The sequence below is a fragment of the Variovorax sp. RA8 genome (assembly GCF_901827175.1).
Lineage (GTDB): Bacteria > Pseudomonadota > Gammaproteobacteria > Burkholderiales > Burkholderiaceae_C > Variovorax.
Genome location: NZ_LR594662.1, coordinates 4,253,584 through 4,280,039 on the forward strand (window position 1 = coordinate 4,253,584; position 26,456 = coordinate 4,280,039).

Below are 26,456 nucleotides of genomic sequence, written 5' to 3' on the forward strand. Positions count from 1 at the left end.
GCAGGTCCGGACCATCAGGACGACTTCGCCGACTGGCGGATGTCGTTGCCGGTGGACTTGGCCACTTCGCCGCCGGCGGCGCTGGCACCGTTCACCGTGTGGGCGGTGGAGGCCGCACCCTGGATGCTGGTCGATGCCGCCATGCTGGCGGACATGAGGCGCGCGTTGTCGGCCGCGGCCTGGTTCATTTGCTGGATCGAGTTGTCGACAGAGCCTGCCATTTCATTTCTCCTGGTTGATGGGGAATCACTGGGGTATGAAAGCCCCGTCCGGGTAGGACGAAGCCATTCCACGCGGCGCGCAGGGTCGCTGTCGCCGCATGAAATCGGGGCGCGGGTACCGGGTGCGTGGGTGGGCGCATCTCGTCACCTCGCAGGTTTTCCGTTGTTGGGCACGCCGCCGCTCAGGACCAGCCCGTCGGCGTCGATGCGCTTGAGCTCGGCGCCGGAGCGCAGCACGGAGCCCTCGTAGTAGCGGTTGCCGTTGGACAGCTGGATGTGGCGCAGGCCATTGCCGTCCTCGGTGATGCTCACCATGCGCGCGGGGAGCACGCTCTGCCAGCCTTGCCACTGCGCGCGCAGGTCGGCGTCCTTGTTGTCGGGCTGCGGCTTCTCGCGGTATTGCACCTTGTCGGAGACCAGCACGGCGGGATGCAGGTCCTCGCTCAGGCGCCGGATCTTCTGGCGCACCGCGGCATCCTCCACGGTGCCGCTCAGCACCAGCCGGCCCTGGCCCGTGTAGGTGACCGCCACCCCGGGGTCGCCCACGTAGCGCCGCGCCTGCTCGACCATGTCCTCGGCCGAATGCACGTTGACGGCGACCTTGCCGCCGAAAGGCGCCACCGCGCGCTGCAGCGTCTCGCGGCGCTGCTTCGATTCGACGTAGCCCTTGACGTTGAACTGCCCGCCCGGCGCGGCGACGACCTCGACCTCCGGGAAGGGCACGAGCGCCTTCTCCACTTCCGCCAGGTTCACGCGGCCTACCCCGTCCGCGGACGCGCCGCGCTCGTTGTCCACCCACAGGGCCGCGAGGCCGAGCACGGCCAGGAGCGCCACGACGCCGCCGGCCCAGTCGCCCACGCGCGGCCCGCGGCGCTGCGGCGCCAGCGCGGCCGCCTGCGCTGCGGCCGCGGCATCGGGCGCGGCGGCGAACATGCGGTCTTCCTGCACGGCGGCCGGGTAGCTGCGGTCGAGCTGGAAGTCGATCTGGCCCACGCTCACGATGTCGCCGGCCACCACGCTGCGGCGCGGCTGCTGCATCTCCTCGCCGTTGAGCCTGGCCGAGGCGGTGCCCAGGCGCTGCATCGACACCACCAGCTCGCCGACGGTGAAGACGAGGTGGCGCGGCAGCACGTCGCCGCCGGGCAGCATCACCTCGCACTCGCCGCCCGAGCCCAGCACGTTGATGCCGGGCTTCAGCGCAATGGTGCGGCCCTTGACCGCGCCGCTCAGGAAGCGCAGGCACCAGCCGGCATTGGGGGCCGGCGCGGGGTCGAAGGCGGGGTCTTCGCGCATCGCCTTCACGCTCCGGGCGCTGCCGTCGTCGGCGTCGGCATTGGCGTCGCCATCGACACGGGCGTGGCCTTTGGCGCCGGCATGGGCGCGGGCGTGGAGATGGGCCCCAGCGGCAGCACCGGCGCCGACGCCGCGGAGCCCGGCACCACCAGGCGCGGGGTCAGCAGGTAGAAGCGCTCCATGTTGACCTGCTTCTTGTCGCTGTACTTGAAGAGGTTCCCGACGCCCGGAATGTCCTTGAGCACCGGCACGCCGGTGGTCGCGTTGGTGCGCTCCTCCGACGAATAGCCGGCGATCAGCAGGCTCGCGCCCTCGTCCACCAGCGCCTGGGTGTTGACGGTGCGGCGCCGCACGATCGGGATCCGGTCCACGGCCTGGCTGCTGAGGTCGCCGTCCACGATGTCGATGGACATCATCACGCCGCGGCTGCTCTTCTCCTCGATGATCAGCGGCGTCACGCGCACCGCGGTCCCCGCGGTAATGCTGAAGAGCCCCGCGTCCTGGAAGCCGTCGACGCGCACGTAGAACTCGCTCAGGTTCTCGAGCACGGCCTCGGTGTTGTCCAGCGTCATCACCTTGGGCCGTGCGACGAAGTTGGCGTCGCCGTTGCTGGCCAGCGCCGTGACGCGGGCCAGCAGGTAGTTGCGCGCGCTGTTGCCGATGGCGGCAGTCAGCATGCCGCCCAGCGGCGTCACCGGCTGGCCGCTGGCATTGAAGCCGCCGACCTGGCCGGCTTCGGAGGTCGCGCTGTCCCAGGTCAACGGGCCGCGGTCGCCGCGCCCGGTCTGGAAGTCGCCATGGCGGCCGTGCAGGCGCCAGTCGATGCCCAGGCTGCTCAGGGTGTCGGAGCTGATGTCCATGATCGTCACTTCGATCTCGATCAGCCGCGGGCGCACGTCCATCGATTCGATGAGGCGCTGGTACTGGCCCATGCGCTCGGGCGTGTCGCGCACCAGCACCGCGTTCATGCGGGTGTCGGCCTGGAACTGGGGCAGTTCGTTGCCGAAGGCGGCCGGCATGCCCGCGCCGCCTGCGTCCGCGCTTACCGGCCCCACGCCCGGCATCTCGATCTTGGGCGCGTTGATCGACTCGCCGCTGCGCAGCTTGATCTGCCGATTGGGCCCCACCGAGAAAGGCGCGCTGGGCCCGCGGCCGGCGCTGCTGCCGGGCGCGTTGCCGTTGCGGCCGTACAGGCTGCGCAGCACGTTGGCCACGCCCGGGATGACGGTCTCCTTGCCCGAGCGGTTGATCCTGAAGTCGGCGGCCCAGGCGTACTTCAGCGGGAACAGCCGGATCTCGGCGCCGTCGGCCAGCGCGCTGCGCTGGTCGGCGAGCTTGACCGCCTGGCGCACCATCTCGACGTAGCGCTTGGGCCCCGTCACATGCACGCTGGCATCGCTCTCGCTGATCGACAGCGGATAGCGCTCGTCGGAGATGCGCAGGCGCACCAGGGTCTCGGCAATGCGGCTGGCGTTTTCGGGCGCAATCGGCAGCACGTCGCTGCGCGAGTCGGCCGCCAGGTCGATGTAGAGGAAGGCCCCGTCGTAGTACCAGGTCAGCCCGTTGACCGCACACACGCTGTTGAGGATGTGCTGCGCCGGCCCCGAGAACTTGCCGCTGATCACGCCGCTTACCTTCTGATCGATCACCGCCGTGATGTTCTGCGAGGAGGCGAGCTCGCGCAGGAAGTCCGCCATCGGCTTCTCGTTGGCGACGATCTGGAAGGGCCGGTTGTTGTTCCAGCGCAGTTCGGCCGCCGAAACGGGTTGTGCGGCAGCGAGCAGCAGCGTGGCCAGGCCCAGCAGCAGCCAGGCCTGTTGCCCGGCTTTGCGGGCCTTGTGTAGGGGCATGACGACCATGGCCCAGCTCACGGCAATGAAGTGAGCGTGTGGAAGGCACGCTCGGCGAAGCGCATCACGTCGCGGCCCAGCCAGCCGGCCGTGGCGATGATGGCGACCATCACCGCGATCATCCGGATCGACTGGCCGATGCTCTGGTCCTGCACCTGCGTCACCGCCTGCAGCACCGCCACGACCAGCGCGGTGACGGTGGCCACCACCACCACCGGCAGCGAGATCCAGAGCACGAGCAGCAGGCCCTCGCGGGTGATGTCCAGGATGTTCTGCGGTGTCATGGGTTCGCTCGGTGCGCAGGAGGCGGTTCATCGATCAATGGGCTTGCGGATTGGTGACCCAGCCCACCGGCTGCAGGGCCACGTCTTCGTCGACTTCCTGGTAGGACAGCACCGGAAGCGTCGGCGCCACCGGCTCGATCAGGGTCTTGACGTAGCGGCGCACGTCGGACGACGCGATGGCCACCACGCGGTTGGCAGTCGAGCCGAGGATGCGGCGCACCTGCTCGCGGATGTCCTGCGTCACGGCCGGGCTCAGCAGCAGCAGGTTGCCGCGCGGCGAGCGCTCGACCGCGTTCTGCACGCGCTCGAGCAGGCTGGACTCGAAGAGGATCGCCTCGAGCTGGCGGCTCGATCCCACGTAGCGGCTGGTGATGTAGCGGCCGAGGTGGATGCGCACCAGCTCGGTCAGAGCGATCGAGTCCTGCTCCTTGGGCGCCCAGATTGCGAGGCATTCGAAGATGGCGTGCAGGTTGCGGATCGGGATGCCCTCCTGCAGCAGCCGGCGCAGCACCTCGGCGATGCGCTGCGGCGAGGCCACGCGCGCCACCTCGGCCGCAAGCTCGGGCGCATCGCGCTGCACCGAATGCAGCAGGCGTTGCACTTCCTGCAGGCCGATCAGCTCGCGCACGTTGCGGCGCACGGCGTGGTCGACGTGCAGGGCCACCACCTCCTGCGCCTCCCAGGTCCGGAGGCCGGGCTGCGCGCCTTGCACCCACACCACGCGCGCGAAGGGGCCGAAGGGTTCGGCCACCTGCGCGCCTGCGGGCGGCGTGGTGGCCTCGGCCGGATCGAGCAACTGCCAGCCCGGCTGCAGCAAACCTTCGGACACCACCACGTCATGCACCAGCACCTGGTAGCCGTGCTCGGGCAGGCCGGCCGCATAAGCCAGCTGCAGGCGCGGGAACACCGGGCCCAGGTCGGACTCGACGGCGGTCTTGACGCCGGCGAGCTCCTGGTCGAGCGCATGGCGGTCGACCGCGCCGCGCAGCGTGTCGGACAGCCGCACCGCCAGCGGCGAGGCGATCGCATGGCCGCTCTCGCCCTCTTCCTCGTCGATGGCTTCGCGGTGCGAGATCCAGCCCGGCGTGCGCCGCCGTGCGCGCACGCTGCGCATCGCGAAGCCCAGGCCGATGATCAGGGCCGCCAGCAGGCCAAACACCCACTTGGGGAACCCAGGCACCACCAGGAAGCTGGCGACCGCGATGCCCGCGATGACGAGGGCGCGCGGATGTGCCATCAGCTGCTCGCCGATCTGGCTGGCGAGCTGCGCGTCGCGGCGCTCGCCGCTGCCCACGCGGGTGATCACGATGCCGGCGGCGATCGAGACCAGCAGCGACGGGATCTGCGAGACCATGCCGTCGCCCACCGTGAGAATGGCGTAGCGCTGCAGCGCGCCGGAAAGCGTCATCTCGTGCATCAGCGTGCCGATGGCGATGCCCGCGAGGATGTTGACCAGCGCGATGACGATGCTCGCGATGGCGTCGCCCTTGACGAACTTCATCGCGCCATCCATCGCGCCGTGCAGCTGGCATTCCTGCTCCAGCACCTGGCGCCGCTTCTGCGCCTGCGCCGAGGAGAGCACGCCGGCGCGCACGTCGGCGTCGATGCTCATCTGCTTGCCCGGCATCGCGTCCAGCGCGAAGCGCGCCGCCACCTCGGCCACCCGCTCCGAGCCCTTGGCGATCACGATGAACTGGACGATGGCGATGATGAGGAAGACCACGCCGCCGACCACCACGTTGTTGCCGACGATCAGCTTGCCGAAGGTGTCGATGATGTGGCCGGCATTGGCCTGCAGCAGGATCAGCTTGGTGGAGGCGATGTTGAGCGCCAGCCGGAACAGCGTGGTGAAGAGCAGCAGCGAGGGAAAGGTGGAGAGCGACAGCGCCGAGGGCACGTACATCGCCACGATCAGCAGCACCAGGCTGATCGCCAGGTTGCTCGCGATCAGCAGGTCCAGGAGCGGCGTCGGCAGCGGCAGCACGAAGAGCGCCACCACCACCACCAGCAGGCCCGCGAGCAGCAGATCGTTGTAGCGGCCTGCGTTCGCGAACAGGTCGCGCAGGCTGCCGCGGTACGGCTGCAAGGATCGGGCGGGGCTCGCCATGGTTGTTGCTGTTTGGTTTTGCTGGCCTTGCGATCCGGCGCAAACGCGCCGGCCTCGAACGTGAAAAAGATCACGTCGCGGCGGACTCTAAGTGGCACCCTCTGTTTACGGCAACCACGAGTTCTCGTAGGAACCCGCACCCGTGTCGCATCCGCAGCACTACGGATTTGCGTACTACCTGCCCCGGGTTGCTTTCGCTAAGCTGCGCCGCGATGCGACAGCGGCCCCGCTGCCCGCGCGGAATGTGGACAGTGACAGGACCCAGCGATTTGCAGCGACTCTTCAACGAAAGCACGCATGCCCGCGCAGGCCGCTGAGCCGGTGACCGAGCTCGGCGAGGCGCGCGCGCTGCCACGGGCCGAGCCCGCGAACGTGCGTGCGCTCAACCGCCTGTACGGCGCGGCGCCGCCGCGCGAGCTGGTGGCGCGCGATGTGCGCTATCGCCTCTCGTGGCGGCACGACACGGGGGCGGTGCCCATGGTGCGCGAATGCTTTCGGTTCAGGCTCGGAGCGCATGTGGGCCACCTGGGCCTGGATGCGCCGAGCCTGCAGTGCCTGCTGGGTGAACGCCGCCTGGAGCTGCTGCCGCGCGAGCTGCGCTACATCCTGCTGGCCGAGGCGTTGCATCCGGTGGCCGACGCGCTGGAGAAGGCGCTGCGCCTGCACTTCGAATGGCAGCCGCCGGAGGGGCCCGACGCCGTTGCGCCGCCCTGCGATGCGGAACGCGCGGCCTTCTTCGTGGCCACGGCGGTCGAGGGCGGCGCAGCCTTGCGCGGCTTCATCCAGTTCGACGACGGCGCGACGCTCGATGCCTTGGTGCCGACCGATGCCAAGCGCCACGCGGTACGTGCAAGCATCGTCTTCGATGCGCTGCGGCTGCCCGTTCATTTCGCGATCGGCAGCACGCCGATCCAGTTGCGCGAGATCAACAGCATCCGCGCCGGCGACATCGTCGGCATCGAGCAATGGAGCTCCTCGGGCGGCGCGATCGTGGTCACGGCCGCGCTCGGCGGGCCCGGGGGCCGGCAGCTCACGGCCTTTGCCGAGGGCGCGCGCATCACCGTTCAGCAAACCAGAGACAGCGCCATGAAGACAGACACCCCCGCCCCCACCGCCGACGCCAGCGTCAACCTGCCGATCGATCGGCTCGATGCGCTGGAGGTCACGCTGCGCTTCGAAGTCGGCGAGCTGTCGTTGTCGCTCGGCGAGTTGAAGAGCATCCGCGCCGGCCACGTGTTCGAGCTCGGCCAACCGCTCAATCGCAGTCCGGTGCGCATCCTGGCGCACGGCAACGTGCTGGGCAAGGGCTACCTGGTTGCGGTGGGCGACCGGCTGGGGGTGCGCGTGTCGGAGTTCGCGCCCGGCGAAGTCTGAGCGGGCCGGCGGCGAAGATGCAGGGCGGACTCCCCGAACCCCTCACGCTGGTCGCGCTGATCGTCGCCTTCGGCGTCGCGCCCTTCGTGGCGCTGATGGTGACCAGCTACACCAAGCTGGTGATCGTCTTCGGCCTGCTGCGCACCGCGCTGGGCCTGCAGCAGACGCCGCCGAACATGGTGCTGAACGGCATCGCGATCATCCTGTCGGTCTACATCATGGCGCCGGTGGGCATGGACGTGGGCGACGCGCTGCGCCATCGAAACTTCGGCGCCAAGGGCGAAGGGCTCAACGACATCGTGGCGGTGATCGATGCAGCCAAGGCACCGCTCAAGGAGTTCTTGCAGAAGCACACGCACGAGCGCGAGCGGCAGTTCTTCCTGAAGTCCGCGTCCAACATCTGGCCGCAGGCCCGCGCCGAGCAGCTGCGTGCCGACGACTTCATGGTGCTGGTGCCGAGCTTCACCCTGAGCGAGCTGACGCGGGCCTTCCAGATCGGCTTCATCATCTACCTGGTGTTCGTGGTGGTGGACCTGATCGTGGCGACCGTGCTGCTGGCACTGGGGATGTCGATGATTGCGCCTACGACCATTTCATTGCCGTTCAAGCTGCTGTTGTTCGTGATGCTGGATGGGTGGACGCGGCTGGTGCATGGGTTGGTGTTGTCGTACCGGTGAGCGGCACATCTGCGAACACCTGAACGCCGCTTCGACATCGACTGCATTGCACGCTGACGTGCCAAGCCCGTAGCTTCGAAGCCCATGAGTCCTGCCCGATCTGTTCGAACAGGACGGACTCGAGATCGACACGACCAGCGAGTGCCGTGAAAAGTGAGGCGACTATGGCGATGCTGTAGTGCGCTTTCAAGAGGCAGTCGATCACGGCTTGTGCAATCAACTTCTTGCCTTCGTGAAGCGTGACGCAGGCATCGACCACCCGCCGCTTCTCACCGCGGACCGGGTCGCCTCGTGCCTCACTCCCGAGGAGTCCCAGCCGCCATCCCAGATACGATACAGCTCTGTTTCGTTTGCGATACAGTGTCGTATCTATTCAACCAAAAGGCCGTGAGCGGATGACCGATTCTCGACAACCACTGATGACCGCCGTGCAGCTGCGCGAATGGGGCGGTCCGCTCGAACTCGCACGCATTCCGTGCCCTCAACCGCTGCCCACCGAGGTCCTTGTGCGGGTGGAAGCCGCCGGCGTGAACCCGGTGGATGTGTTCACCACCCAGGGGCGGGCGTACAACCGGGCCCTGCATCTTCCGCACGTGCCCGGCTGGGACGTTTCCGGCATGGTCGAAGCGGTGGGCTATGGTGTCACGCGCTTCAGGAAGGGCGATGCCGTCTTTGGCATGCCCTGGTTCCCACGCCAGGGCGGCGGGTACGCGCAGTACGTCACCGCGCCTGCGCGGCATTTCGCGCACAAGCCGGCAGAGCTCACGCACGCCGAAGCTGCAGCACTACCGCTGGCGGGGCTGACGGCCTGGCAGATGCTGGTGGAGGTCGCTCAAGTACGGGCTGGAATGCGGGTGTTGGTCAGCGGCGGCGCCGGGGGAGTGGGCCACCTCGTTGTGCAGTTGGCGAAGGCACTTGGCGCGTCAGTGACGGCCACGGCACGGTCCGAGAAACACGAATTCCTGCGGCAGCTGGGAGCGGAACGGGTGGTGGACTACACAGCCGCACCGGTGCCGGACCAGGTTTCGGGCATGGACATCGTGATCGAACTGGTCGGGGGCGACACCTGCATGGCGATGCTCCGCACGCTGCGGCCTGGCGGGCTGCTGGTCAGCGCCCAGGCCGCCTGGGCGCCCGGCTTGCAGGAAGCAGCGCAGGCAGCGGGCGTTCGCGCCAGCTGGTACCTGGTCGAACCGAGCGGCAGCGCTCTCGAAGCCCTCGCCAAGCTGGTGCGCGAAGGGCGGTTGAAGCCGCGCGTCGACGCTGTGCTGCCGCTGGCCCAAGCGGCCGAAGCACATACGCGCGTCGCCGCACGCGACACGAACGGCAAGCTGGTGCTGGTGCCGCCAGCCCGCAGCGAATGAGCGCAAAGGAGACGCCCATGGGATCCCCCATTGTTCTCGTCCACGGAGCTTGGCACGGCGGCTGGTGCTGGGACAAAGTCCGCCCGCTCCTGGAGGCGGCCGGCCACCGCGTCCTTACACCCACCCTCAGCGGGCTGGCGGACGGCGAGCACCTGCGCTGTCCCGTCCCCAGCTTGGCCACCCACGTGGCCGACATCGTCGACCTGGTGGAGGCTGAGAGGCTTCGTGACGTGGTCGTGGTTGGCCACTCTTATGGCGGCATGGTCATCACGGGCGTCGCCGATGCGCTGCGTGACCGCATACGCCACCTCGTGTACCTGGATGCCGCGGTGCCAGCCGACGGCCAGACGTTTGCGTCTTTCGTGCCCGGCATCGCGCAAGAGGACGTGCTTAGGCGGGAGGCGGCGTTCCGCTCCATGGCGCCAGACGGCAGCTGGCTCCCGCCCGTCCCGCCCGGCATGGTGGGCGTGAGCGATCCCGCGGACGTCGAATGGTTGAAGCGGCGCATGCGTCCCCACCCGCTGCGCACGTGGCTGGATCCCATTGCCCTGCCCAATGGCGGCCATTCAGGACTCCCAAAGACGTACGTGATGGCAGCGAACCCGCCCACGACTGCGATGGGCTACCCGCGCGTGGCCGAGATCGCGCGTCGCGGTGGCGAATGGAGCTGCCGCGAGATCGACTGCGGTCACGACATGATGGTGGTGGATCCGGAGCAGACGGCAACCTTCATCGCAGAGGCGGCCGAATGAAGGTGCTACTGCTTGTGCGGCAGGGCCGCGTCCATGGCCGCTTGGGCCGCACGCTGCAGCGCCTTGGCCGGTCCGTTCTTGCCCAGGGCTTCGCTTCCGGCGAAAGCGCCGTCGATCATGAGGACCAGTTGGTCCGCCAGCAGGGCAGCGTCTTCGGCGCCCGCCGCCATGCACAAGGCCAGGAGGCGTCGGCGCAGCTTTTGCTTGTTCCGCGCGACCTTGTCGCGAACGGCATGCGCCGGATCGGGAAACTCCGCCGCAGCGTTCAGGAACGCGCAGCCACGGGACGCCTCACCGCCGATGTAGCGGGAAATCCATTTGATTTGCCCGAGGAGCTCCTCGCGCGGATGTCCCATGTGCCGCTCAGCCGTCGCTTCCCACTGCGCCCAGAACTCCTCGTCCCGCGAGTCCAGAACGGCCAGAACGAGGTCGTCCTTGGTCGGGAACCAACGATAGAGCGTCGTCTTGGCCACGCCGGAGGCGGCGACCACCGTGTCGACGCCAACCGCGCGAAAGCCCTCGCGGTAGAAAAGATCACGGGCTGTCGCGAACACCTTCTCGCGGGCGGAGTGTTCTCCCTGCGCAGGGGCACGCTTTGCTTTGGTGGAGGCACTTGCAGGCACGGGGCATTCCTGAATGTAGTGCGCATGATACAGGTCGGTAGCGAAGGACATCGGCCATGACAACGACGGACACCGGCGCCGGCGCAGGGCTGGCTTCCACGCGTCGCGCACTGCTGTTCGGCAACTTCGTCATCGGCGCGGGCCTGCAGGTCGTCGCAGGCACCCTGCAAGACTTGTCGCGCTCACTGGGCGTGAGCGTTGCCACGGCGGGGCAGCTCATCTCCATTGCGGCGGTCGTGGTGTGCGTCGCCGCACCGTTCGCGGCGTGGTTCGGCCGCGGGCGGGACATGCGGCGTTTGCTCGCTTTGGCCTTGCTGTGGTACGGCATCGGCCACGCCGCGTGTGCTGCCGCCACCGGCCACCTGGGGCTAGGCGTCGCGCGCGCGTTGTCCATGCTCGCGGCCGCCTTCTTCACGCCGCAAGCCGCGGCCGCCATGGTGGTCATGAGCCCGCCGCGCGAACGCGCCTCGGCCATTGCCTTCATCTTCATCGGCTGGTCTGCGTCGGCTGTGATCGGCGCGCCGGTCAGCAGTTTCGTGGGCGAGGTGCTGGGCTGGCGCCATGCGTTCGGGTTGATCGCAGGCCTGGCGCTGTTGGCGGCAGCCGTGCTCTGGCGGAGCATGCCTTCAGGCGTGAAAACGCCACCCGTGTCCGCCGCTGCATGGAAGGCAGCGCTGCGCGATCCGGCGCTGATGGCCGTCGTACTGGTCACGGCGCTGCAGGGCGCAGGCCAGTTCACTGTCCTCTCGTACTTCCTGCCGTTCTGCAAGCAGGTGCTGCAGGCCACCGCGGCACAAGTCAGTCTGGCCTATTTGTGGTTTGGAGCACTGGGAGTCACTGGAAACGTGCTGCTGGTGCGGCTGGTGGGCCGCATGGGCCCGGGGCGTAGCGTCAACGTGGTGCTGTGCGCGATTGCGGCGAGCCTCGCGTGCTGGCCGCTGGTCACTACGATGCCGGCGCTGCTGGTGGTGATCGTCCCATGGGCGCTGGCGTGCTTCGCGAGCAACTCCGCCCAGCAGGCCCGTCTGGGCCACCTGGCCCCGCAACTGACGCCGGCGCTGATGGCCATGAACACGTCGGCGATCTACCTGGGTCAGGCGCTGGGGGCGGCGGGCGGCGGCGCTCTGCTGGCATCCAACGGCATGGGTGCGCTCAGTTGGGCTGGCCTCGCATGGATGCTGGCCGCTCTGGCACTCAGCTTGTGGGCCGCGCGTCGAATAAAGGTACACGGACTTCGCTACGCGACGACTGGAGGGCCGCAGGCCGTCGACCGCTAGGCCGTCATTGGCGTCCTGATCTGACCGTCTTCATCGTCACGCGGCGACTGCGCGGCGCAGGGCGGCTTCGACGTTGCGCTGCGTGCCGAGGATGTGCTCGCCGAGCAGTGCGCAAGCCGTATCGGCATCACGACGCAGCGTGGCCTCCATGATCTTGCGGTGCTCGCTCGACTTGCGCCGGCCGACTTGCCGGTGGCGCGCCGAGAAGCGCCGGTAGCGCTCGGCCTGGTCGAACAGGCTCGCGCTCCATAGCCGCTGGCGTTCGGAAGCGCAGGCAGCAATCAGTGCCGCATGGAAATTCCGATGCAGCTCACTCCACTCCTCGTCCAGGATGACCGGTCCATCGCTCAGGCGAGATTCGATCTTCTCGAGCCGGTGGAAGGCGGCGACGATCGCGCCTTCCCAGCTGTCGTCGCCCCGTTCGATGGCACTGCGCAGCGCCTCCACATCGAGCATCAGCCGCATGTGCGTGATGTCGGCCAGGTCCTCGGCGGAGAGCGGCGCAACGCGAAAGCCCCTGCGCTCATCCGCCTTGACCAGGCCTTCCTGTGCGAGACGGCTTAGCGCTTCGCGCAGCGGGCTGCTGGAGAACCCGTAGTGCCCCTGCAGGTCGTCCAGCTTCAGCTTGCTCCCCGCCTCGAACAAGCCAGTCAGGACGTCGCGCCGCAGGCGTCTGAAAGCCTGCTCAGCAAGAGGGGTCGATGGCTCGGAAGCGACCGCGATGAGTGAGTTCATATGATCAATTTTATGCATGATCACTCGAAGCTTGCAAAGAGCCGATGACGACTCGCAGGTGCAATCAAGGCATCAGCACGATCTTTCCCGGCATGCCACCGCTGTCGAGCAACTCGTGCACACGGCGCGCCTCCGACAGCGCAAAGGTCGCGACCTTCGGCGCGCGAATGCGGCCTTCAGCCATCAGGGCGATGGCGGACTCCATCAAGCCCCGGCGCTGGCTCGCATCCGCATCGATGGCGTGGATGGAGAAGGTGCGCACAGCGAGGCTCCTGCCCAGCAGCCTGCGAAGTTCCTCGAACACGTCGCCGGCAGGCGGACCGTTGACGATGTTGTAAGAGACCAGCATGCCGCAGGGTGCCAAGGCGCGCAGGCAGGCGATGAAGAGCTCACCGCCCAGGTGATCGAAGGCCAGGTCGACGCCACGACCGTCCGTCAGCTGCATCACTTTCTCGGTCAGGCCATGTGGATCGCTCTCGATGACCTCGTGCGCGCCGTTGGCCAACGCGAAGTTTCTCTTCTCCGGGGTCGAGGCGGTTCCGATCACACGCAGTCCGCGGTCGCGGGCGACCTGTACCAGCGCCGTCGCCACACCACCGGCCGCACCGGGCACCAGGATGGAGGTCGCCGGCAAATTGCCGTTGCTCGACAGCATCGCCAACGCGAGCTGGAAGTTTCCGAGGCTGACGGCATCCTCGAAGCGGATCGAGTCGGGAAGGACGAAAGGTGCGGCCTGCGGCACGCAGATGGCCTCCGCATAGCAGCCGCCACGCTGCGCCAGTTCACGCGCGCTCACGAGCACCCGCTGCCCCACCCGCAAAGAAGTCACTCCGGGGCCGATCGCGTCGACGACACCGGCCATCTCGTTGCCGGGGGTCGCCGGCATCGGCGGCATCCATTTGTAGGTGCCGTTGCGGATCAGCACATCGGGCCCGCCGGCGCCGATCGCCATGGCCTTGACCCGCACCTCGCCTGCGCGTGGTTGCGGCAATGGCAGCTCGACGAGTTGCAGGACTTCGGGCCCGCCGGGCGCCTGGAGTTGAATGGCCTTCATGATGTTCGACCAGCCTGCCTAGCGCTGCCCGTCATGGACGGACACCTGGTCCTTCGTCAGCCCGCCGAGGCGCGCATGCACGCGGCCGCCGGTGCCCATCACCAGCGCGAAGAGGATCTCGTTGGGCCGGGGCGCGTCCTGGATGCCGATTTCCATCGAGTTGTAGTGACTGCGCACGTAGGCCGCGTGGACGTAGTGCAGCGGCACCATGATCCGGTAGCCCGTCGCCGCCACCGCCTTGGACGACGGGACGATCGCCTTCGGCTCGCCAAGCGCCTCGCGCATGGCCCAGCCGCCGGCCTCGTGCCAGACGGCACCGTGCTCCAGCTCTCCGTTCACGCCGACGATCGCGGCCTTGCTGTAGACCTCGACCTTGTCGCGCCCGAGCGTCTCGATCAGCTCGGTCGCCAGCAGTGTTCCCAGGGAGCGCAGGTCGACCATGAAGGGAATCAGGTCGGGTTCATAGCGCCCCGCATAGGGGTTGCGGATGACCGCGCAGGCCGCGGCAAGCTTCAGGGGCGTCTCGACCGGCGGCCCACCCTCGTGGTAGATGGTTTCGATGGCAAGACTGCGCTTGCGGATTTCGATCAGGGACATGAAAACCTCATTGCCTTGGTATGTGTGCATCGTTCACGACGGCCGTCCAGCGCTTCAGCTCGGCGCTCACCATCGTGGTCATTTCTTCCGGCGTGCTGCCGCGCGCTTCGCCGCCCATATCCTCCAGGCGTGCACGGACGGCGGCCACCTGCAGGGCCTTGAGTGTCTCCGAACGCAGTCGCTCGACAATCGGGCGCGGCGTGCCGGCCGGCGCCATGAAGCCCGCCCATGAACTCACGTCGTAGCCTGCCACGCCCTGCTCCGCGACCGTCGGCACCTCGGGCATCGCGCTCCAGCGCTGCGCGCCGGTGGTGGCCAGCGCTCTCAGCTTGCCCGCCTTGATGTTGGGCATCACCGCCGTCGGCGGCGCGACGATCAAGGGGATCTCGCCGCCGAGCAGCGCCGTGACCGAGGCAGCATCGCCGCGATAGGGAACATGAAGCAGCTCGGCCTTCGCGCTCTTGACCAGGAGCTCCCCCGCCAGGTGGTGCGTGGAGCCGATGCCGGCCGAGCCGTACGAGACGCCGCGTGCATCGGCACGCGCGGCAGCGAGCAGCTCCGCGAGGCTGCGGTAGGGTGAATCGGCACGCACCACCAGCAGGAACGGAAAGAAGGTGACCGTGGAGATCATCTGGAAGTCCGACACGGTCTGGTAGTTGAGCTTGCTGTAGAGCGCCCCCGCCACCGCGTGCCCGCCGGTGGCCAGGAGCAGCGTGTACCCGTCGGGCCGGGCGCGCGCCACCGTGGTCGCCGCGATCGTTCCGCCCGCGCCGGTCTGGGCCTCGACCACGAAGGGCTGGCCCAGGCCCTTGGCCATCTCCGCGCTGACCACGCGCGCGATCGTGTCGGCATTGCCGCCTGCGGCGAAGCCCTGGTAGATCTTGATCGGCTTGTCCGGGTAGTCCTGGGCCAAAGCCATGATGGGTGCCGCGCAGGCCAGGGTCAGGCCTGCGGCAACGAAATGTCTGCGCCGCATTGTGCTTGTCTCCGATTTGTTCTGGGATGGAGGCCGCATTCTTCAGCGGCCCTGCTGAAAGCCTCAGTCCTGCTGGACGATGGGGTTGCGAAGGATGCCGATGCCCTCGATCTCCACCTCGCACACGTCACCGGGCTTCATGAAGCGTTGCGGCTTCCTGCTCCAGCCGACGCCTGCAGGCGTACCGGTCGCGATCACGTCGCCGGGCGTGAGCGTGAAGATCGTCGAGGCATAGTTGATGAGCTTCGGAATGCTGAAAATCATGTGCCCCGTGTGGCTCGACTGCACGACCTCGCCGTTGAGCCGCGTCTCGAGCTTGAGTTGACGGCCGGGCTCGATCTCGTCAGCGGTCACCATCCAGGGGCCGAAGCCGCCGGTCGATTCGAAGTTCTTGCCTGAGGCGATCTGCTTGGCGTGGAACTGCCACTCGCGCACGCTGCCGTCGTTGTAGCAGGCGTACCCCGCCACATGGTCGTAGGCGTCCGCCTCGGCGATGTTGCGCCCGCCCTTGCCGATGATCACGGCGAGCTCGCCTTCCCAGTCGAGCGATTCCGATACGTGCGGGCGCACGATCGGCTCGTTGTGCGCGCACTGGGAGCGCCAGACGCGCAGAAAGATCGGGGGCTGCTCCGACAGTTCGCGCTGCATGCCCGCCGCCAGCACTTCCTGGTGATGGTCCATGTAGTTGCGCACCGCGCAGACGATCTTCTCGGAACGGGGAATCACGGGCAGAAAGCGGATGTCGGCCAGTTTGGCGGCGACCGGCAGGCCTTCGACATGCTGCGCCGCTTGCGTGTACTCGCCCGAGGCGATGTAGTCGGCCAGGCATGCGTGCTGGGGGCGCGCGGCGCCGAGGTCGACGACGCCGTCACCGACGACGGCGCCCCAGGTTTCGCGGCCTTGGTGGACAAATGACAAAAGCTTCATGAGAACTCCAGTTGGGATGGGTGGGTGGTGAAGAAGGCCTGCCGCGAATGTCAGGCAGCGGATGCGGTGGGCGCAGGCGCCTGCGCCTCGAACCGCGCTTGCCACTGCGCGAGCGGCATGAAGGTGGGGTCCCGGCGGCAGGCTTCCTCGGTCTCGCGCATCAGCGTCTCGTCGTCCTTGGAGAGATCCAGCGGATCGCCATGAGGCTGCGCGACGTAGAAGGGCGTGTCGACATAGATCTCCACCGTGTTGCCTTCAGGGTCGAGCATGTAGACGGACAGCGCATTGCCGTGGTTGAGGCCGCGAATCTCGGTGGCGCCCCGCTCGGCCGCACGCGCCGAGATCTCGCGCAGGTGCTGGATGCCCGGCACCACGAAGGAGATCTGCATCACGGTGCTGAATTTGGCTTCCACCGGCCGGCCCGAGGCGAGCACCAGCTGGTGATGCTGGTCCGCGCTGGCGCTCATGAAGACCAGCTTGTTCCGGAAAGTCCGCCCCTCGCCCCGATCGGTGACGGTGAGGTCGAAGGTCTCGGTGTAGAAGGCCACCATCCGTTCCAGGTCGGTGACGAAGATCCCGAAGTGCGAAGGCGTGGGCCGGTTGACCTTAAGCATGGTGTCTCCTGCAGTTGCGCTGTTGCTCTCGTCCGTGCATTTTCAGTATTTTATGCATAAACTCCAATATCTGTAAAACATTGATTGCCATGCACCAACAAGCCTCGACCACCCGCACCCGTCTGCTCGGCATCTCCGGCAGCATCCGAAGCCAATCGAACTGCACCGCGGTGCTTCGCAGCCTCCAGGCGCTGCTGCCGGATTCGACATCCATCGAGCTCTTCCCGCTGAATGAGATCCCGCTCTACAACGCCGATCTGGACGGGGCCGCGCCGCCTGCAGCCGTCGCCGAGCTGAAGCAGGCGATCTCGCAGGCCGACGGGCTGGTTGTCTGTTCGCCCGAATACAACTACGGCATGCCGGGCGTGCTGAAGAATGCGATCGACTGGGCTTCACGTCCCGCGTTCGCCTCGCCGCTGAAGGGCAAGCCGGTGCTGGTCATGACGGCCTCGCCCGGCACCGCCGGCGGCGTGCGCGCGCAGGTGCAGATCCGGGATGCTTTCGCAGCCACCCTGGCGAGGCCGGTGGTCCGTCAGCACGTGGCGATCGCGAACGTCGCCGCACAAATCAGCGACGGCCGCCTCGTCCACCAGCCGACGCTGGACTTCGTGAAGCTTGCGCTCGACGATCTTTTGGCCGAGATCGCGCTGCTCGGCGGCACCGGCAGCTGATCCAGCGCACGCGTTCGTGGTTTCCCGACACGCCGACTACTGGGCTCCGCCCTGGCGGCATGGATGTGCAAGCGGCAGTTCGGCGGCAAATCCGCGGTGCTGCATCGACCTCGCGGGGCCCGCACTACGACGGGCTGAGCGGAGCGTGCCCAGTCGATCGATCTCGCCGGGTGAGGGAGCGTCCCCCGGCTTTGCGCCGAAGCCCCTACTGCAACGAGAGACTGACGGCGCGATGCAGCTGGGCGAGCGCCGCCGGGTCGACCATCGAACGCTTGCGTGCGACCCAGTAAGTCGACCATCGCGTGCCCGGCGATATCAGCGGCCTGACCGCGTAGATATCGCGGTCGAGGTACTCGCCCGCATGGCGCGGCAGCACCGCCGCGCCGAGACCCTGCCGAACGAGTGCAAGCGCAGTCGAATAGAGCTGCACCTCGTAGCCAACCGTCAAGTGGCGTTGCCGCGCCAGCTGATCCAGCAGGAGAGCACGCCACTGCCCGCCGTTTCGCCCCACGAGAATGAGCTCGGTGCCCTCCAGGTCCTGCCATCGAACGCCCCTTGCGCGTGGCGGCATCTTTCCGGCAAGCGGATGGTCCAGGGCGCAGACGACGCACAGGGTGTCGCAGATCAAGAGCTCGGACTTGAATTCACCCGACTGCTTCAGCGAGGCGTCGGTCGAGCCGATCACCACGTCGGCTTCGCCTGACACGAGCAGATCGGTCAGCAGCATGGCCGGGCGGTCGATGACTTCGACGCGCAGGGGCAATGCCTCGTCGTGCAGCCGCCGCAGCGCACTGGGAATGAAGGTGGCCGCCGAAAGCGAGCCGGCGCCCAGGCGGATCACCGCCGAGGCCGTGTGCCGGCCCGCCTTCACGTCCTCCACCGCACGGGCCACCTCGCGCAGCGCCTGGTGGCCCGCGCGCTGCAGGTGCTCGCCCGCTTCCGTCAGGCGTGCCGTGCGGCCCCGCACCACCAGTCTTGTGCCGAGTTCGGCCTCCAGTTCCCGCACCAGGATGCTGATGGCCGACTGGGTGACGAACAGCCGCTCGGCCGTCCTCGTGAAGCTGGCGGTTTGCCCGATGAGCTCGAGGGCTTGCAGTTGTCGCAGCGTTGGCATGAGGCGAACTCATTCATGGATATGTATTCTTAATTTTACTTATGCGGCCCGCCGCAGCACCATCTCACGCATCGTCACAGACCGAGCGAGCACCGCACCATGGATCCATCCCGCAGAAAAATTCTCGTCTCGACCGCGGCGGCACTCGCGCTCTCCTCCAGGGCATGGGCGCAGCCGGCCTACCCGTCGAAGCCAATCCGCATCGTGGTCGGCTTCCCGGCCGGCGGGGCACTCGACGTCGCGACGCGCGCCCTGACGCAAGCGCTGGCCGTCGGGGCACTGCACCCCATCGTCGTGGACAACAAGGTGGGCGCAGGCGGAACGATTGCCTTGACCGAGGTAGCGCGTGCCGCGCCCGACGGCTACACGCTCGGCCTGGGAACGACGTCCAACCTGGTCATCGCCCCCTACCTGTACCCGCGGCTTGCCTACAAGGCCGAGGCCGATCTCGTTTCGCTGGGCGAATTCGCACAGGGCCAGAGCCTCGTCTATGCGAGCACGAACTCCGGCCTGCGGACGTTGAGCGCAGCCATCGCGGCAATGCGCAATGATCCCGGCAAGCTCTCCTATGCCTCGCCGGGCACCGGAACGACCGCGCACCTGTCCTTCGAGATGTTCAAGGCGCGCGACAAGCTGTTCATCGTGCACGTGCCTTATCGCGGCACTCCCCAGGCGATGAACGCGGTGGCGAGCGGGGAAGTCGAACTGGGCGTGGACGCCATCGGTCCGGTGCTCCCGCTCATCCGGGCCGGCCGCGTCGTGCCGCTGGCCCAGAGCGGCGAGCGGCGCTCGGACTTCCTGCGCGACGTTCCTACCCTGAAGGAGCTCGGATTTCCCGAGATCGTCGGGACCAACGGTCTGGGCCTGGTGGCACCGGCCGCACTGGGCGAGCCGGTGCGCGCGCTGATCCAGGCCGAACTGCAAAAGGCCGTCGACCAGCAGGAGTTCCTCGCGCACATGAACAACCTCGGCCTGCAGGCGGCCTTTCGTACCGGCTCCGAGGTTCGCGATGGCATGAAGGCGCAGCAAGCCTTCTGGGCACGCGCCGTGCGGCACTCGGGCGCCACCAACGATTGAGCCAGCGATGATCTACTTCGGCGACATCCACAATCACAATGCCCACGGCTACGGCAAAGGCACCATCGAGCGCAGCATCGATATCGCGCGCGAGCATCTGGACTTCTTCGCCTTCACCGGCCACTCGAGCTGGCACGACCTCACCGCCATCGAGAACGGCCGCGAGCGGCACTTCATCGACGGATTCCGCCGGCTGAAGGAGACCTGGCCGCGCGTGCAGGAACGCATCGCGCAGGCCAATGCGCCGGGTCGCTTCGTGTCCTTCCTCGGCTTCGAGTGGCACTCGAACATGTACGGCGACCAGTGCGTGATCTTTCCCCGCGACCACCGGCCCATCAAGTACACCTCGAGCCTGCAGGGCCTGCGTGAGTTCTGCCTCGACGAGCGCGCGCTCATGATTCCGCATCACCTGGGCTATCCCCGGGGGCGGCGAGGCGTCAACTGGGACGTCTTCGATCCGGCCTGTACGCCAGTGGTCGAGATCTTCTCCTTCCACGGCTTGTCCGAGCACGATCGCGGGCCGCACCCGATGGTGCGCGGCTCCCCTGGCGGGCGGCAGACGCAGAACACCGTGCGCGCTGCGCTCAACGCCGGCTTGCGATTCGGCTTCGTCGCCTCGACGGACAACCATGCGGGCTTCCCGGGTGCCTGGGGTGAGGGCCTGCTGGCCGTGCACGCCGATGCGCTGTCGCGTGAGCACGTGCTGGACGCGGTGCGGTCGCGCTGCACCTATGCCTTGACCGGCGACCGCATTCGCCTGGACTGCAGTCTCAACGGCGCGCCGATGGGTGCGACGGTCGCTCCAGCGCGGGAGTACCGGCTGCAGGCCGACATCGAAGCGGCGGACGAGATCGATGTCGTCGAACTCGTGGTCGACGGCGAAGTCCTCGAGCGCTTCTGGCCGCGCAAGCCGGCGCACAACGCCGCGCTGGAAAGCGGCGAACCGCTGTTGGTGCGGTACGAATGGGGATGGGGGCCCTGGGGGGAACTCAGCCTCGACAGAATCGCCGATTGGCAGCAGCAGATCGGCGTTCACGGGGGACGCCTGCTGCGCATCGACAAGTGCCTGGGGGGAGGTCCCTACGACGAGGACCGCAGGCACCGCATCGCCCAGGACGGCGACTGCGTCGACATCCGCTCCTACACCTCGCGCCGCAACGCCTTCGCCGACGTCGCGACGCATGCCGTCGTCATGCAGATCCAGGGCGATGCGGCCACCGAGTTGACGATCGAAACGCAGCGCCCTGCCAGGCTCTCCCATCGTGTGCGCCTGCAAGAACTGCTGTCGGGCTCTGCCAACTTCCACGTGGGCGCCTACGGCACCGAAAGCTTCCAGTTCCACCGGGCCGTCGTGCCTTCGGACTACCGGATGGCGATCGACCTCGCGATCCCGGCGAGCGCATTGGCAAGCTACGCCTACCTGCGGGTCCAGCAGCTCAACGGGCAGCTCGCCTGGGCCAGCCCCTTCTTCGTCGCCGGCTGACCCGCGCGACGCGCGAGCCAAGGGTGCTCAACTCCTTGCCTTGCTGACCAGGCGCAGGCCCGGCATGAGTTCGGCGGCGAGTTCCGGACGCTCCAGCGCGTAGTCGAGGTTCATGCGGGCGATTTCGACATGCTCTTCTCCCAGGGCCTGCGCGCGCGAGCCTTGCCCCCGCTCGATGGCTTGCACCAGTGCATGGTGCGTGCGGTGCGCCTGCTTCATCCATTGGTGCCCTTCTTCCATGGATGACTGCATGGGCAGCATCGCGCTGGGGGAAGCAAAGGGCTGCCGATCGAGCATCTCCATCACGCGCTGCAATGCGACGTTGCGGCAGCCCTGCATGATGAGCCTGTGAAAGCGGTCGTTCATCTCGACATACGCCGTGTAGTCGTCCAGGTCCATCTCGGCCTTGTTCACTGCCTTGTCGCCTGCCTCCAGGCATTCGTGCAACTCGCGCAGCAGCTGGCGTGATGCGCCGTCTTCGGCCAGGAGGCGTGCCGCGAAGCCTTCGACCACGCCGCGCACGCGAATCGCGTCGGCGATCTCCTGCGAGGTGAAGCGCCGCATCTGGTAGCCGCCGCCCGGCGACTGCTCGATCAATCCCTCGTGCTCGAGGCTGGCGAGGGCCAGCCTCACCGGCGTGCGCGATGCGCCCAGTTTTTCGGCCAAGGGGATCTCCGCGAGCCTCTCCCCGGGCACGAATTCGCCCTTCAGGATCAGGTCGCGAAGCTGCACCAGCACGCGGGATTGTTGGGAGTCCATGGATTTGGGCAAGAGAAACGAGGCCTTCATTGTACGAAGAAGACCTTCCATGCACGCAGTTGTTTTCCATTGAGCCTGACATTGCATGCATAAGCTGATGACGCGGCCCGATGCGCGCCATTTTGAAGCGTAGGCATAGGTGAAAACCCGTGTTTTGCCCCCTTAAATGCCCCCAGACGATTGACTCGCAGCCCATCCACCAAACACAATGCATCCCATTGCATGCAACACCGAACTTACTGGAGCACCCATGATCAGCGCCGAACAGAACGACTTCATGACCCGCGTCGGCCGCGGCACGCCCGCGGGCCAGCTGCTGCGCCGCTATTGGCAGCCGGTGGCCCTGGCCGATGAACTGGCCGGCCCACGTCCGCTCAAGCCGGTGCAGCTGATGGGCCAGCATTTCGTGCTGTTCCGCGATGAGACCGGCCGCGTCGGCCTGCTCGATCGCGACTGCCCGCACCGCGGCGCCGACCTGGCCTTCGGGCGCCTGGAGAATGGTGGTATCCGCTGCGCCTTCCACGGCTGGCTGTTCGACGCCCAGGGCCAATGCCTGGAGACACCGGCCGAGCCGGCCGGCAGCAAGCTGTGCACCCGCATCCGGCAGGCTGCCTACCCGGTGGTGGAGAAAAGCGGTGTGGTGTTCGCCTACATCGGCGAGGGCGAACCGCCCGCCTTCCCGGAGTTCGACTGCTTCGTCGCGCCCGACACCCACACGTTCGCCTTCAAAGGCCTGTTCGAATGCAACTGGCTGCAGGCGTTGGAAGTCGGCATCGATCCCGCCCATGCCTCGTACCTGCATCGCTTCTTCGAGGACGCCGACACGTCCGAGAGCTACGGCAAGCAGTTCCGCGGGGCGTCCGCCGACTCGAGCATGCCGATCACCCAGGTGCTGCGCGAATACGACCGACCCGACATCAGCGTGGAGCCCACCGACTACGGCATGCGCCTTACCGCGCTGCGCAAGCTGAGCGAATCGAGCACCCATGTGCGCGTGACCAACCTCGTGTTCCCGCAGGCTTTCGTGATCCCGATGAGCGCGGAGATGACCATCTCGCAATGGCATGTGCCGGTGGACGACACGCACTGCTACTGGTATGCGATCTTCACCAGCTTCACCGGCCCGGTCGACAAGCAGCAGATGCGCGAGCAGCGGCTCAAGCTGTACGAACTGCCCGACTACACCTCGCGCAAGAACAAGAGCAACAACTACGGCTTCAGCGTCGAGGAGCAGCTGAGCGAAACCTACACCGGCATGGGCGACGACATCAACGTGCACGACCAGTGGGCGGTGGAGTCGCAGGGCCCGATCCAGGACCGCACGCGCGAGCACCTGGGCTCGACCGACAAAGGCATCATCAGCTACCGCCGCATGCTGGTGCGCGCCATCGAGAGCACGCAGGCCGGCGAACCCGCACCGATGCTGATCGACGCGCAGCAGGCCGCCGCGCTGACCGGGCCGCCCTCGATCGACGGCATTGGCGAGGGCGACACCGACGCCTACTGGCAGGCCGCCGACCGCGAGCGCCGCATGAAGTCGGCCTGGGCCCGCGCCCGTCTCGGCGCCTGAGGCGGGATGGCCATGACACGATTCGTAGACCGCTTCGGCCTCTGGAGCGACGACCAATTGAAGCAGGCGCACGAGCTGGTCCGCCGCATCGACGCCGGCGAGTTCGATGTCGTGCGCTTCGCGTGGCCCGACCAGCACGGGCTGCTGCGCGGCAAGACCCTGGTCGCGAGCGAGGCCCGCGCGGCGCTGTGGGAAGGCGTGAACCTGACCTCCACCCTGTTGGCCAAGGACACCTCGCACAAGACGGTATTCCCGGTTTTCGCGGCGGGCGGCGGCTTCGACATCGAGGGCTTCCAGGGCGGAGCGGACTTCACCATCGTCGCCGATCCGTCCACTTTCAAGGTGCTGCCCTGGACGCCGCGCACCGCCTGGGTGCTGTGCGACGCCTACATGGGCGACGGCAGGCCATGCCCCTATGCGACGCGGCAAATCCTGCAGCGGGCCCTGCGGCAGCTCGACGCCATGGGGCTGGACTTCATCGCCGGGCTCGAGGTGGAGTTCCATGTCTTCAAGCTGGACGACGAGCGCATGGGCCTGGCCGATTCGGGCCAGCCCGGCGAGCCGCCGCGCGTTTCGTTGCTGTCCCATGGGCACCAGTACCTGACCGAGCTGCGCTACGACCGCGTCGATTCGGTGATGGAGCTGCTGCGCTCGCAGCTGATCGCGCTCGGCCTGCCGCTGCGCTCGCTGGAGATCGAGTTCGGCCCGAGCCAGTTCGAGCTCACCTTCGGCCCCACGGCCGGCCTGCTGCCGGCCGACACGATGGTGCTGCTGCGCAGCGCGATCAAGCAGATCTGCCAGCGCCAGGGCTACCACGCCACCTTCATGTGCCGCCCGCGCATCCCCCACGTGATGTCCTCCGGCTGGCACCTGCACCAGTCGCTGCGCCGCAAGAGCGACGGCGTCAATGCCTTCATGCCGGAAGCGGCCGGCCAGGACCTGAGCGATCTGGGACTGCACTACCTGGGCGGCCTCAAGGAGCACGCCTGCGGTGCCGCGGCGCTGGCGAGCCCGACGATCAACGGCTACCGCCGCTACCGTCCCTTCTCGCTCGCACCCGACCGGGCGATCTGGGCACGCGACAACCGCGGCGCGATGCTGCGCGTGCTCGGTGGACCGGGCCAGAGCGCGACGCGCATCGAGAACCGCGTCGGCGAGCCGACGGCCAATCCCTATCTGTATCTTGCGTCGCAACTGTTCTCCGGCCTGGACGGAATGCGCAGGAAGACCGATCCCGGACCGTCCGCTGACGCGCCCTACGAGACACCCGCCGAGCAATTGCCCCGTTCGCTCGACGAAGCGCTGGCCTGCCTGCGCGACGACGCGATGCTGAACGAACAGATGGGCAAGTCCTTCATCGACTATCTCTGCCATATCAAACAAGCGGAGATCGCCCGCTTCAACCTCGAGGTCAGCGAGTGGGAACACCGCGAGTACTTCGACATGTTCTAGGCCAGTCATGCCCACGATCAACTACATCCTCAAGGACGGCGCGATCCGCAGCGTCGACGCCGAGGCGGGCTCCAGCGTCATGGAGAACGCCATCCGCGCCAACGTCCGGGGCATCGACGCCGAGTGCGGCGGCTCCTGCTCCTGCGCGACATGCCATGTCTACGTCGACGAGGCCTTCGTCGACCGCTTCCCGGCCCCGGATGAGATGGAAAACGAGCTGCTGGACGGCGTTGCATCCGAGCGCCTGCCCACCAGCCGCTTGAGCTGCCAGCTCTCGATGACACCCGCGCTGGATGGCCTGACCGTGCGAGTGCCGGAAACGCAAAGCTGATGTCGGCCGCCCCTGCCCTCGTGATCGTCGGCGCCTCCTACGCGGGCGTGCAGATCGCCGCCACCGCACGCGAACTCGGCTTCGCGGAGCGGATCGTGATCGTCGGAGACGAGATGCACGCGCCCTACCAGCGTCCGCCCCTCTCCAAGGGTCTCCTGACCGGCAAGACCAGCGTCGACAAGCTCGCCCTGCGCGGCCCGGACTTCTATGCGACCCAGGACATCGAGCTCCTGCTCGGCCGCCGTGCGCAGGCCCTGGACATCGCTGCGCGCAAGGTGACGCTGGACGACGGGGCGACGCTCGGCTACGGTTGGCTGGCCCTGGCCACCGGCGCGCGCTGCAGGCCGTTGCCGCTTCCAGGCGCGAAGGCGCAAGGCGTCTTCGACCTGCGCACGCTGGACGACGCGCTGCGGATCGCGGGCGCGGCAGACCAAGCGCAGCGCGCCTGCGTGATCGGCGGCGGCTTCATCGGCCTCGAAGTGGCCTCCGCGCTGTGCTCGCGAGGTGTTTCGGTCACGGTGATCGAGGCGCAGCCGCATCTTCTGACGCGCACCTTCCCGCCGACGATGTCGGCCTATGTGGAAAGCGCGCACCGCGGCCGCGGCATCGAGCTCCTCACCGGCCGTGGCGTGCGCGCGCTCCACGGCAGCCAGGGGCGCGTCGAAGCGGTCGAGATCGACGACGGCAGCCGCATCGAGTGCGATCTGGTCGTGCTCGGCATCGGCGTGGTACCGAATGCGGAACTCGCGCAGCAGGCCGGCATCGCGACCGACAACGGCATCGTGGTCGATGCATTGGGGCGCAGCGCCGCACCGCACGTGCTGGCAGCGGGAGACGTCGCCAACATGGCGCTCGCACCGGTGCCCGGCGGCCCGGCCCGGATGCGTCTCGAGTCCGTCCAGGCGGCCAACGACGGCGCGAAGGCCGTGGCCTCGCTGCTCGTCGGCCGGCCCCAGCCGTGCACGGCCGTGCCCTGGTTCTGGAGCGACCAGTTCGACCTGAAGTTCCAGATGGCCGGCCTGCCGATGCATGGGGACGAAGCCGTGCTGCGCGGCACCACGAGTGCCGATCGGTTCAGCGTGTTCTATCTGCGCGGCGGCACGCTGGTCGCTGCTCATTCGGTCAACAGGCCCGCCGAGCACATGCTGAGCCGCAAGCTGATTGCCGCGGGCGCGCGATTCACCGCCGCACAGCTCGCCGACGAATCCTTCGACCTCAAGGCGGCCCCTGTCCCGTCCTGAGCTTCCTGCTGCATCCACTCCCTCCCGCCGGCC

General features: G+C 67.7%; 26 protein-coding genes. 12 read left to right on the forward strand and 14 right to left on the reverse strand.

Annotated features, from left to right (window positions below; translation table 11 throughout):
* Positions 1-14: 14 nt before the first annotated feature.
* The 5 genes from E5P3_RS19865 to sctV all read right to left on the reverse strand — a co-directional run bounded on the left by E5P3_RS19865 (position 15) and on the right by sctV (position 5,755).
* Entirely contained in the window at positions 15-221 is a 207-nt protein-coding gene (locus tag E5P3_RS19865; RefSeq protein ID WP_068672726.1) for a hypothetical protein, read from the reverse strand.
* 144 nt (positions 222-365) lie between these two features.
* On the reverse strand, positions 366-1,514 hold the full coding sequence (locus E5P3_RS19870; RefSeq protein WP_162587541.1) for an FHA domain-containing protein: 1,149 nt from the start codon (positions 1,512-1,514) through the stop codon (positions 366-368).
* Positions 1,515-1,519: 5 nt separating this feature from the next.
* Positions 1,520-3,373 (reverse strand): type III secretion system outer membrane ring subunit SctC, encoded by a 1,854-nt coding sequence (sctC, locus tag E5P3_RS19875; RefSeq protein ID WP_162587542.1) that lies wholly within the window; start codon positions 3,371-3,373, stop codon positions 1,520-1,522.
* Positions 3,374-3,381: 8 nt separating this feature from the next.
* Complete coding sequence (sctS, locus tag E5P3_RS19880) at positions 3,382-3,648, reverse strand: type III secretion system export apparatus subunit SctS (protein ID WP_068672733.1); 267 nt, start codon at positions 3,646-3,648, stop codon at positions 3,382-3,384.
* 34 nt (positions 3,649-3,682) lie between these two features.
* Positions 3,683-5,755, reverse strand: a complete 2,073-nt coding sequence (gene sctV, locus E5P3_RS19885; RefSeq protein WP_162587543.1) for a type III secretion system export apparatus subunit SctV — start codon at positions 5,753-5,755, stop codon at positions 3,683-3,685.
* A gap of 297 nt (positions 5,756-6,052) precedes the next feature.
* Between sctV and sctQ the strand changes: the two genes are divergently transcribed.
* From sctQ to E5P3_RS19905, 4 genes are all read left to right on the forward strand, one after another.
* Positions 6,053-7,129 carry a type III secretion system cytoplasmic ring protein SctQ gene (gene sctQ / locus E5P3_RS19890; RefSeq protein ID WP_162587544.1) on the forward strand — a complete coding sequence of 359 codons (1,077 nt, stop codon included), beginning with the start codon at positions 6,053-6,055 and terminating at the stop codon, positions 7,127-7,129.
* Between the two features lie 17 nt (positions 7,130-7,146).
* Positions 7,147-7,806, forward strand: a complete 660-nt coding sequence (sctR, locus tag E5P3_RS19895) for a type III secretion system export apparatus subunit SctR (protein ID WP_068672737.1) — start codon at positions 7,147-7,149, stop codon at positions 7,804-7,806.
* A 395-nt stretch (positions 7,807-8,201) separates the two neighbouring features.
* Positions 8,202-9,170, forward strand: coding sequence for an NADP-dependent oxidoreductase (locus E5P3_RS19900; RefSeq protein ID WP_232073214.1), 969 nt, complete (start codon positions 8,202-8,204; stop codon positions 9,168-9,170).
* 17 nt (positions 9,171-9,187) lie between these two features.
* The gene (locus tag E5P3_RS19905; protein WP_162587546.1) at positions 9,188-9,922 is read left to right on the forward strand and encodes an alpha/beta fold hydrolase; all 735 of its coding nucleotides are present in this window, start codon (positions 9,188-9,190) and stop codon (positions 9,920-9,922) included.
* A gap of 5 nt (positions 9,923-9,927) precedes the next feature.
* On the opposite strand, the gene E5P3_RS19910 is transcribed toward E5P3_RS19905, so the two are convergent.
* Positions 9,928-10,596: a TetR/AcrR family transcriptional regulator gene (locus E5P3_RS19910; RefSeq protein ID WP_162587547.1), complete on the reverse strand. Its 669-nt coding sequence runs from the start codon at positions 10,594-10,596 to the stop codon at positions 9,928-9,930.
* A 5-nt stretch (positions 10,597-10,601) separates the two neighbouring features.
* Here E5P3_RS19910 and E5P3_RS19915 point away from each other — a divergent pair, with 5 nt between their 5' ends.
* The gene (locus E5P3_RS19915; RefSeq protein WP_162587548.1) at positions 10,602-11,822 is read left to right on the forward strand and encodes an MFS transporter; all 1,221 of its coding nucleotides are present in this window, start codon (positions 10,602-10,604) and stop codon (positions 11,820-11,822) included.
* Positions 11,823-11,858: 36 nt separating this feature from the next.
* Here E5P3_RS19915 and E5P3_RS19920 read toward each other — a convergent pair whose 3' ends face one another.
* The 6 genes from E5P3_RS19920 to E5P3_RS19945 all read right to left on the reverse strand — a co-directional run bounded on the left by E5P3_RS19920 (position 11,859) and on the right by E5P3_RS19945 (position 16,725).
* Positions 11,859-12,575 (reverse strand): FCD domain-containing protein, encoded by a 717-nt coding sequence (locus tag E5P3_RS19920; protein ID WP_162587549.1) that lies wholly within the window; start codon positions 12,573-12,575, stop codon positions 11,859-11,861.
* A 46-nt stretch (positions 12,576-12,621) separates the two neighbouring features.
* Complete coding sequence (locus tag E5P3_RS19925) at positions 12,622-13,611, reverse strand: zinc-dependent alcohol dehydrogenase family protein (protein ID WP_162587550.1); 990 nt, start codon at positions 13,609-13,611, stop codon at positions 12,622-12,624.
* A gap of 18 nt (positions 13,612-13,629) precedes the next feature.
* Entirely contained in the window at positions 13,630-14,208 is a 579-nt protein-coding gene (locus E5P3_RS19930) for an amino acid synthesis family protein (protein ID WP_162587551.1), read from the reverse strand.
* Positions 14,209-14,215: 7 nt separating this feature from the next.
* Positions 14,216-15,184 carry a Bug family tripartite tricarboxylate transporter substrate binding protein gene (locus tag E5P3_RS19935; RefSeq protein ID WP_162587552.1) on the reverse strand — a complete coding sequence of 323 codons (969 nt, stop codon included), beginning with the start codon at positions 15,182-15,184 and terminating at the stop codon, positions 14,216-14,218.
* A gap of 63 nt (positions 15,185-15,247) precedes the next feature.
* Positions 15,248-16,111 (reverse strand): fumarylacetoacetate hydrolase family protein, encoded by an 864-nt coding sequence (locus E5P3_RS19940; protein ID WP_068672752.1) that lies wholly within the window; start codon positions 16,109-16,111, stop codon positions 15,248-15,250.
* Positions 16,112-16,161: 50 nt separating this feature from the next.
* On the reverse strand, positions 16,162-16,725 hold the full coding sequence (locus E5P3_RS19945; protein ID WP_162587553.1) for a VOC family protein: 564 nt from the start codon (positions 16,723-16,725) through the stop codon (positions 16,162-16,164).
* An 89-nt stretch (positions 16,726-16,814) separates the two neighbouring features.
* Between E5P3_RS19945 and E5P3_RS19950 the strand changes: the two genes are divergently transcribed.
* Positions 16,815-17,396 carry an NADPH-dependent FMN reductase gene (locus tag E5P3_RS19950; protein ID WP_162587554.1) on the forward strand — a complete coding sequence of 194 codons (582 nt, stop codon included), beginning with the start codon at positions 16,815-16,817 and terminating at the stop codon, positions 17,394-17,396.
* Positions 17,397-17,601: 205 nt separating this feature from the next.
* On the opposite strand, the gene E5P3_RS19955 is transcribed toward E5P3_RS19950, so the two are convergent.
* The gene (locus E5P3_RS19955) at positions 17,602-18,510 is read right to left on the reverse strand and encodes a LysR family transcriptional regulator (RefSeq protein ID WP_162587555.1); all 909 of its coding nucleotides are present in this window, start codon (positions 18,508-18,510) and stop codon (positions 17,602-17,604) included.
* Positions 18,511-18,609: 99 nt separating this feature from the next.
* On the opposite strand from E5P3_RS19955, the gene E5P3_RS19960 reads away from it, so the two are divergent.
* Positions 18,610-19,587, forward strand: a complete 978-nt coding sequence (locus E5P3_RS19960) for a Bug family tripartite tricarboxylate transporter substrate binding protein (RefSeq protein ID WP_162587556.1) — start codon at positions 18,610-18,612, stop codon at positions 19,585-19,587.
* A 7-nt stretch (positions 19,588-19,594) separates the two neighbouring features.
* Complete coding sequence (locus E5P3_RS19965; protein WP_162587557.1) at positions 19,595-21,070, forward strand: hypothetical protein; 1,476 nt, start codon at positions 19,595-19,597, stop codon at positions 21,068-21,070.
* Positions 21,071-21,097: 27 nt separating this feature from the next.
* On the opposite strand, the gene E5P3_RS19970 is transcribed toward E5P3_RS19965, so the two are convergent.
* Positions 21,098-21,829, reverse strand: coding sequence for a GntR family transcriptional regulator (locus E5P3_RS19970; protein ID WP_162587558.1), 732 nt, complete (start codon positions 21,827-21,829; stop codon positions 21,098-21,100).
* Between the two features lie 250 nt (positions 21,830-22,079).
* On the opposite strand from E5P3_RS19970, the gene E5P3_RS19975 reads away from it, so the two are divergent.
* The 4 genes from E5P3_RS19975 to E5P3_RS19990 are packed head-to-tail and all read left to right on the forward strand — an operon-like array spanning position 22,080 to position 26,423.
* Entirely contained in the window at positions 22,080-23,399 is a 1,320-nt protein-coding gene (locus tag E5P3_RS19975; protein ID WP_162587559.1) for an aromatic ring-hydroxylating dioxygenase subunit alpha, read from the forward strand.
* 12 nt (positions 23,400-23,411) lie between these two features.
* The gene (locus E5P3_RS19980) at positions 23,412-24,851 is read left to right on the forward strand and encodes a glutamine synthetase family protein (protein WP_162587560.1); all 1,440 of its coding nucleotides are present in this window, start codon (positions 23,412-23,414) and stop codon (positions 24,849-24,851) included.
* 7 nt (positions 24,852-24,858) lie between these two features.
* The gene (locus E5P3_RS19985; RefSeq protein ID WP_162587561.1) at positions 24,859-25,182 is read left to right on the forward strand and encodes a 2Fe-2S iron-sulfur cluster-binding protein; all 324 of its coding nucleotides are present in this window, start codon (positions 24,859-24,861) and stop codon (positions 25,180-25,182) included.
* Positions 25,182-26,423 (forward strand): NAD(P)/FAD-dependent oxidoreductase, encoded by a 1,242-nt coding sequence (locus E5P3_RS19990; RefSeq protein ID WP_162587562.1) that lies wholly within the window; start codon positions 25,182-25,184, stop codon positions 26,421-26,423. The genes E5P3_RS19985 and E5P3_RS19990 overlap by 1 nt, the downstream gene beginning before the upstream one ends.
* The last annotated feature ends 33 nt before the right edge of the window (positions 26,424-26,456 follow it).

What these genes read in the sequence shown, in the direction of transcription:
- E5P3_RS19925 (WP_162587550.1), bottom strand. Translation starts at nt 13,611, where the DNA reads ATGAAGGCCATTCAACTCCAGGCGCCCGGCGGGCCCGAAGTCCTGCAA.
- E5P3_RS19870 (WP_162587541.1), bottom strand. Translation starts at nt 1,514, where the DNA reads ATGCGCGAAGACCCCGCCTTCGACCCCGCGCCGGCCCCCAATGCCGGC.
- E5P3_RS19985 (WP_162587561.1), top strand. Translation starts at nt 24,859, where the DNA reads ATGCCCACGATCAACTACATCCTCAAGGACGGCGCGATCCGCAGCGTC.
- sctR (WP_068672737.1), top strand. Translation starts at nt 7,147, where the DNA reads ATGCAGGGCGGACTCCCCGAACCCCTCACGCTGGTCGCGCTGATCGTC.
- E5P3_RS19935 (WP_162587552.1), bottom strand. Translation starts at nt 15,184, where the DNA reads ATGCGGCGCAGACATTTCGTTGCCGCAGGCCTGACCCTGGCCTGCGCG.
- sctC (WP_162587542.1), bottom strand. Translation starts at nt 3,373, where the DNA reads ATGGTCGTCATGCCCCTACACAAGGCCCGCAAAGCCGGGCAACAGGCC.
- E5P3_RS19970 (WP_162587558.1), bottom strand. Translation starts at nt 21,829, where the DNA reads ATGGACTCCCAACAATCCCGCGTGCTGGTGCAGCTTCGCGACCTGATC.
- E5P3_RS19950 (WP_162587554.1), top strand. Translation starts at nt 16,815, where the DNA reads ATGCACCAACAAGCCTCGACCACCCGCACCCGTCTGCTCGGCATCTCC.
- E5P3_RS19930 (WP_162587551.1), bottom strand. Translation starts at nt 14,208, where the DNA reads ATGTCCCTGATCGAAATCCGCAAGCGCAGTCTTGCCATCGAAACCATC.
- E5P3_RS19910 (WP_162587547.1), bottom strand. Translation starts at nt 10,596, where the DNA reads ATGTCCTTCGCTACCGACCTGTATCATGCGCACTACATTCAGGAATGC.
- E5P3_RS19940 (WP_068672752.1), bottom strand. Translation starts at nt 16,111, where the DNA reads ATGAAGCTTTTGTCATTTGTCCACCAAGGCCGCGAAACCTGGGGCGCC.
- E5P3_RS19915 (WP_162587548.1), top strand. Translation starts at nt 10,602, where the DNA reads ATGACAACGACGGACACCGGCGCCGGCGCAGGGCTGGCTTCCACGCGT.
- E5P3_RS19980 (WP_162587560.1), top strand. Translation starts at nt 23,412, where the DNA reads ATGACACGATTCGTAGACCGCTTCGGCCTCTGGAGCGACGACCAATTG.
- E5P3_RS19990 (WP_162587562.1), top strand. Translation starts at nt 25,182, where the DNA reads ATGTCGGCCGCCCCTGCCCTCGTGATCGTCGGCGCCTCCTACGCGGGC.
- E5P3_RS19920 (WP_162587549.1), bottom strand. Translation starts at nt 12,575, where the DNA reads ATGCATAAAATTGATCATATGAACTCACTCATCGCGGTCGCTTCCGAG.
- E5P3_RS19905 (WP_162587546.1), top strand. Translation starts at nt 9,188, where the DNA reads ATGGGATCCCCCATTGTTCTCGTCCACGGAGCTTGGCACGGCGGCTGG.
- E5P3_RS19945 (WP_162587553.1), bottom strand. Translation starts at nt 16,725, where the DNA reads ATGCTTAAGGTCAACCGGCCCACGCCTTCGCACTTCGGGATCTTCGTC.
- sctV (WP_162587543.1), bottom strand. Translation starts at nt 5,755, where the DNA reads ATGGCGAGCCCCGCCCGATCCTTGCAGCCGTACCGCGGCAGCCTGCGC.
- E5P3_RS19965 (WP_162587557.1), top strand. Translation starts at nt 19,595, where the DNA reads ATGATCTACTTCGGCGACATCCACAATCACAATGCCCACGGCTACGGC.
- sctS (WP_068672733.1), bottom strand. Translation starts at nt 3,648, where the DNA reads ATGACACCGCAGAACATCCTGGACATCACCCGCGAGGGCCTGCTGCTC.
- sctQ (WP_162587544.1), top strand. Translation starts at nt 6,053, where the DNA reads ATGCCCGCGCAGGCCGCTGAGCCGGTGACCGAGCTCGGCGAGGCGCGC.
- E5P3_RS19865 (WP_068672726.1), bottom strand. Translation starts at nt 221, where the DNA reads ATGGCAGGCTCTGTCGACAACTCGATCCAGCAAATGAACCAGGCCGCG.
- E5P3_RS19975 (WP_162587559.1), top strand. Translation starts at nt 22,080, where the DNA reads ATGATCAGCGCCGAACAGAACGACTTCATGACCCGCGTCGGCCGCGGC.
- E5P3_RS19900 (WP_232073214.1), top strand. Translation starts at nt 8,202, where the DNA reads ATGACCGATTCTCGACAACCACTGATGACCGCCGTGCAGCTGCGCGAA.
- E5P3_RS19955 (WP_162587555.1), bottom strand. Translation starts at nt 18,510, where the DNA reads ATGCCAACGCTGCGACAACTGCAAGCCCTCGAGCTCATCGGGCAAACC.
- E5P3_RS19960 (WP_162587556.1), top strand. Translation starts at nt 18,610, where the DNA reads ATGGATCCATCCCGCAGAAAAATTCTCGTCTCGACCGCGGCGGCACTC.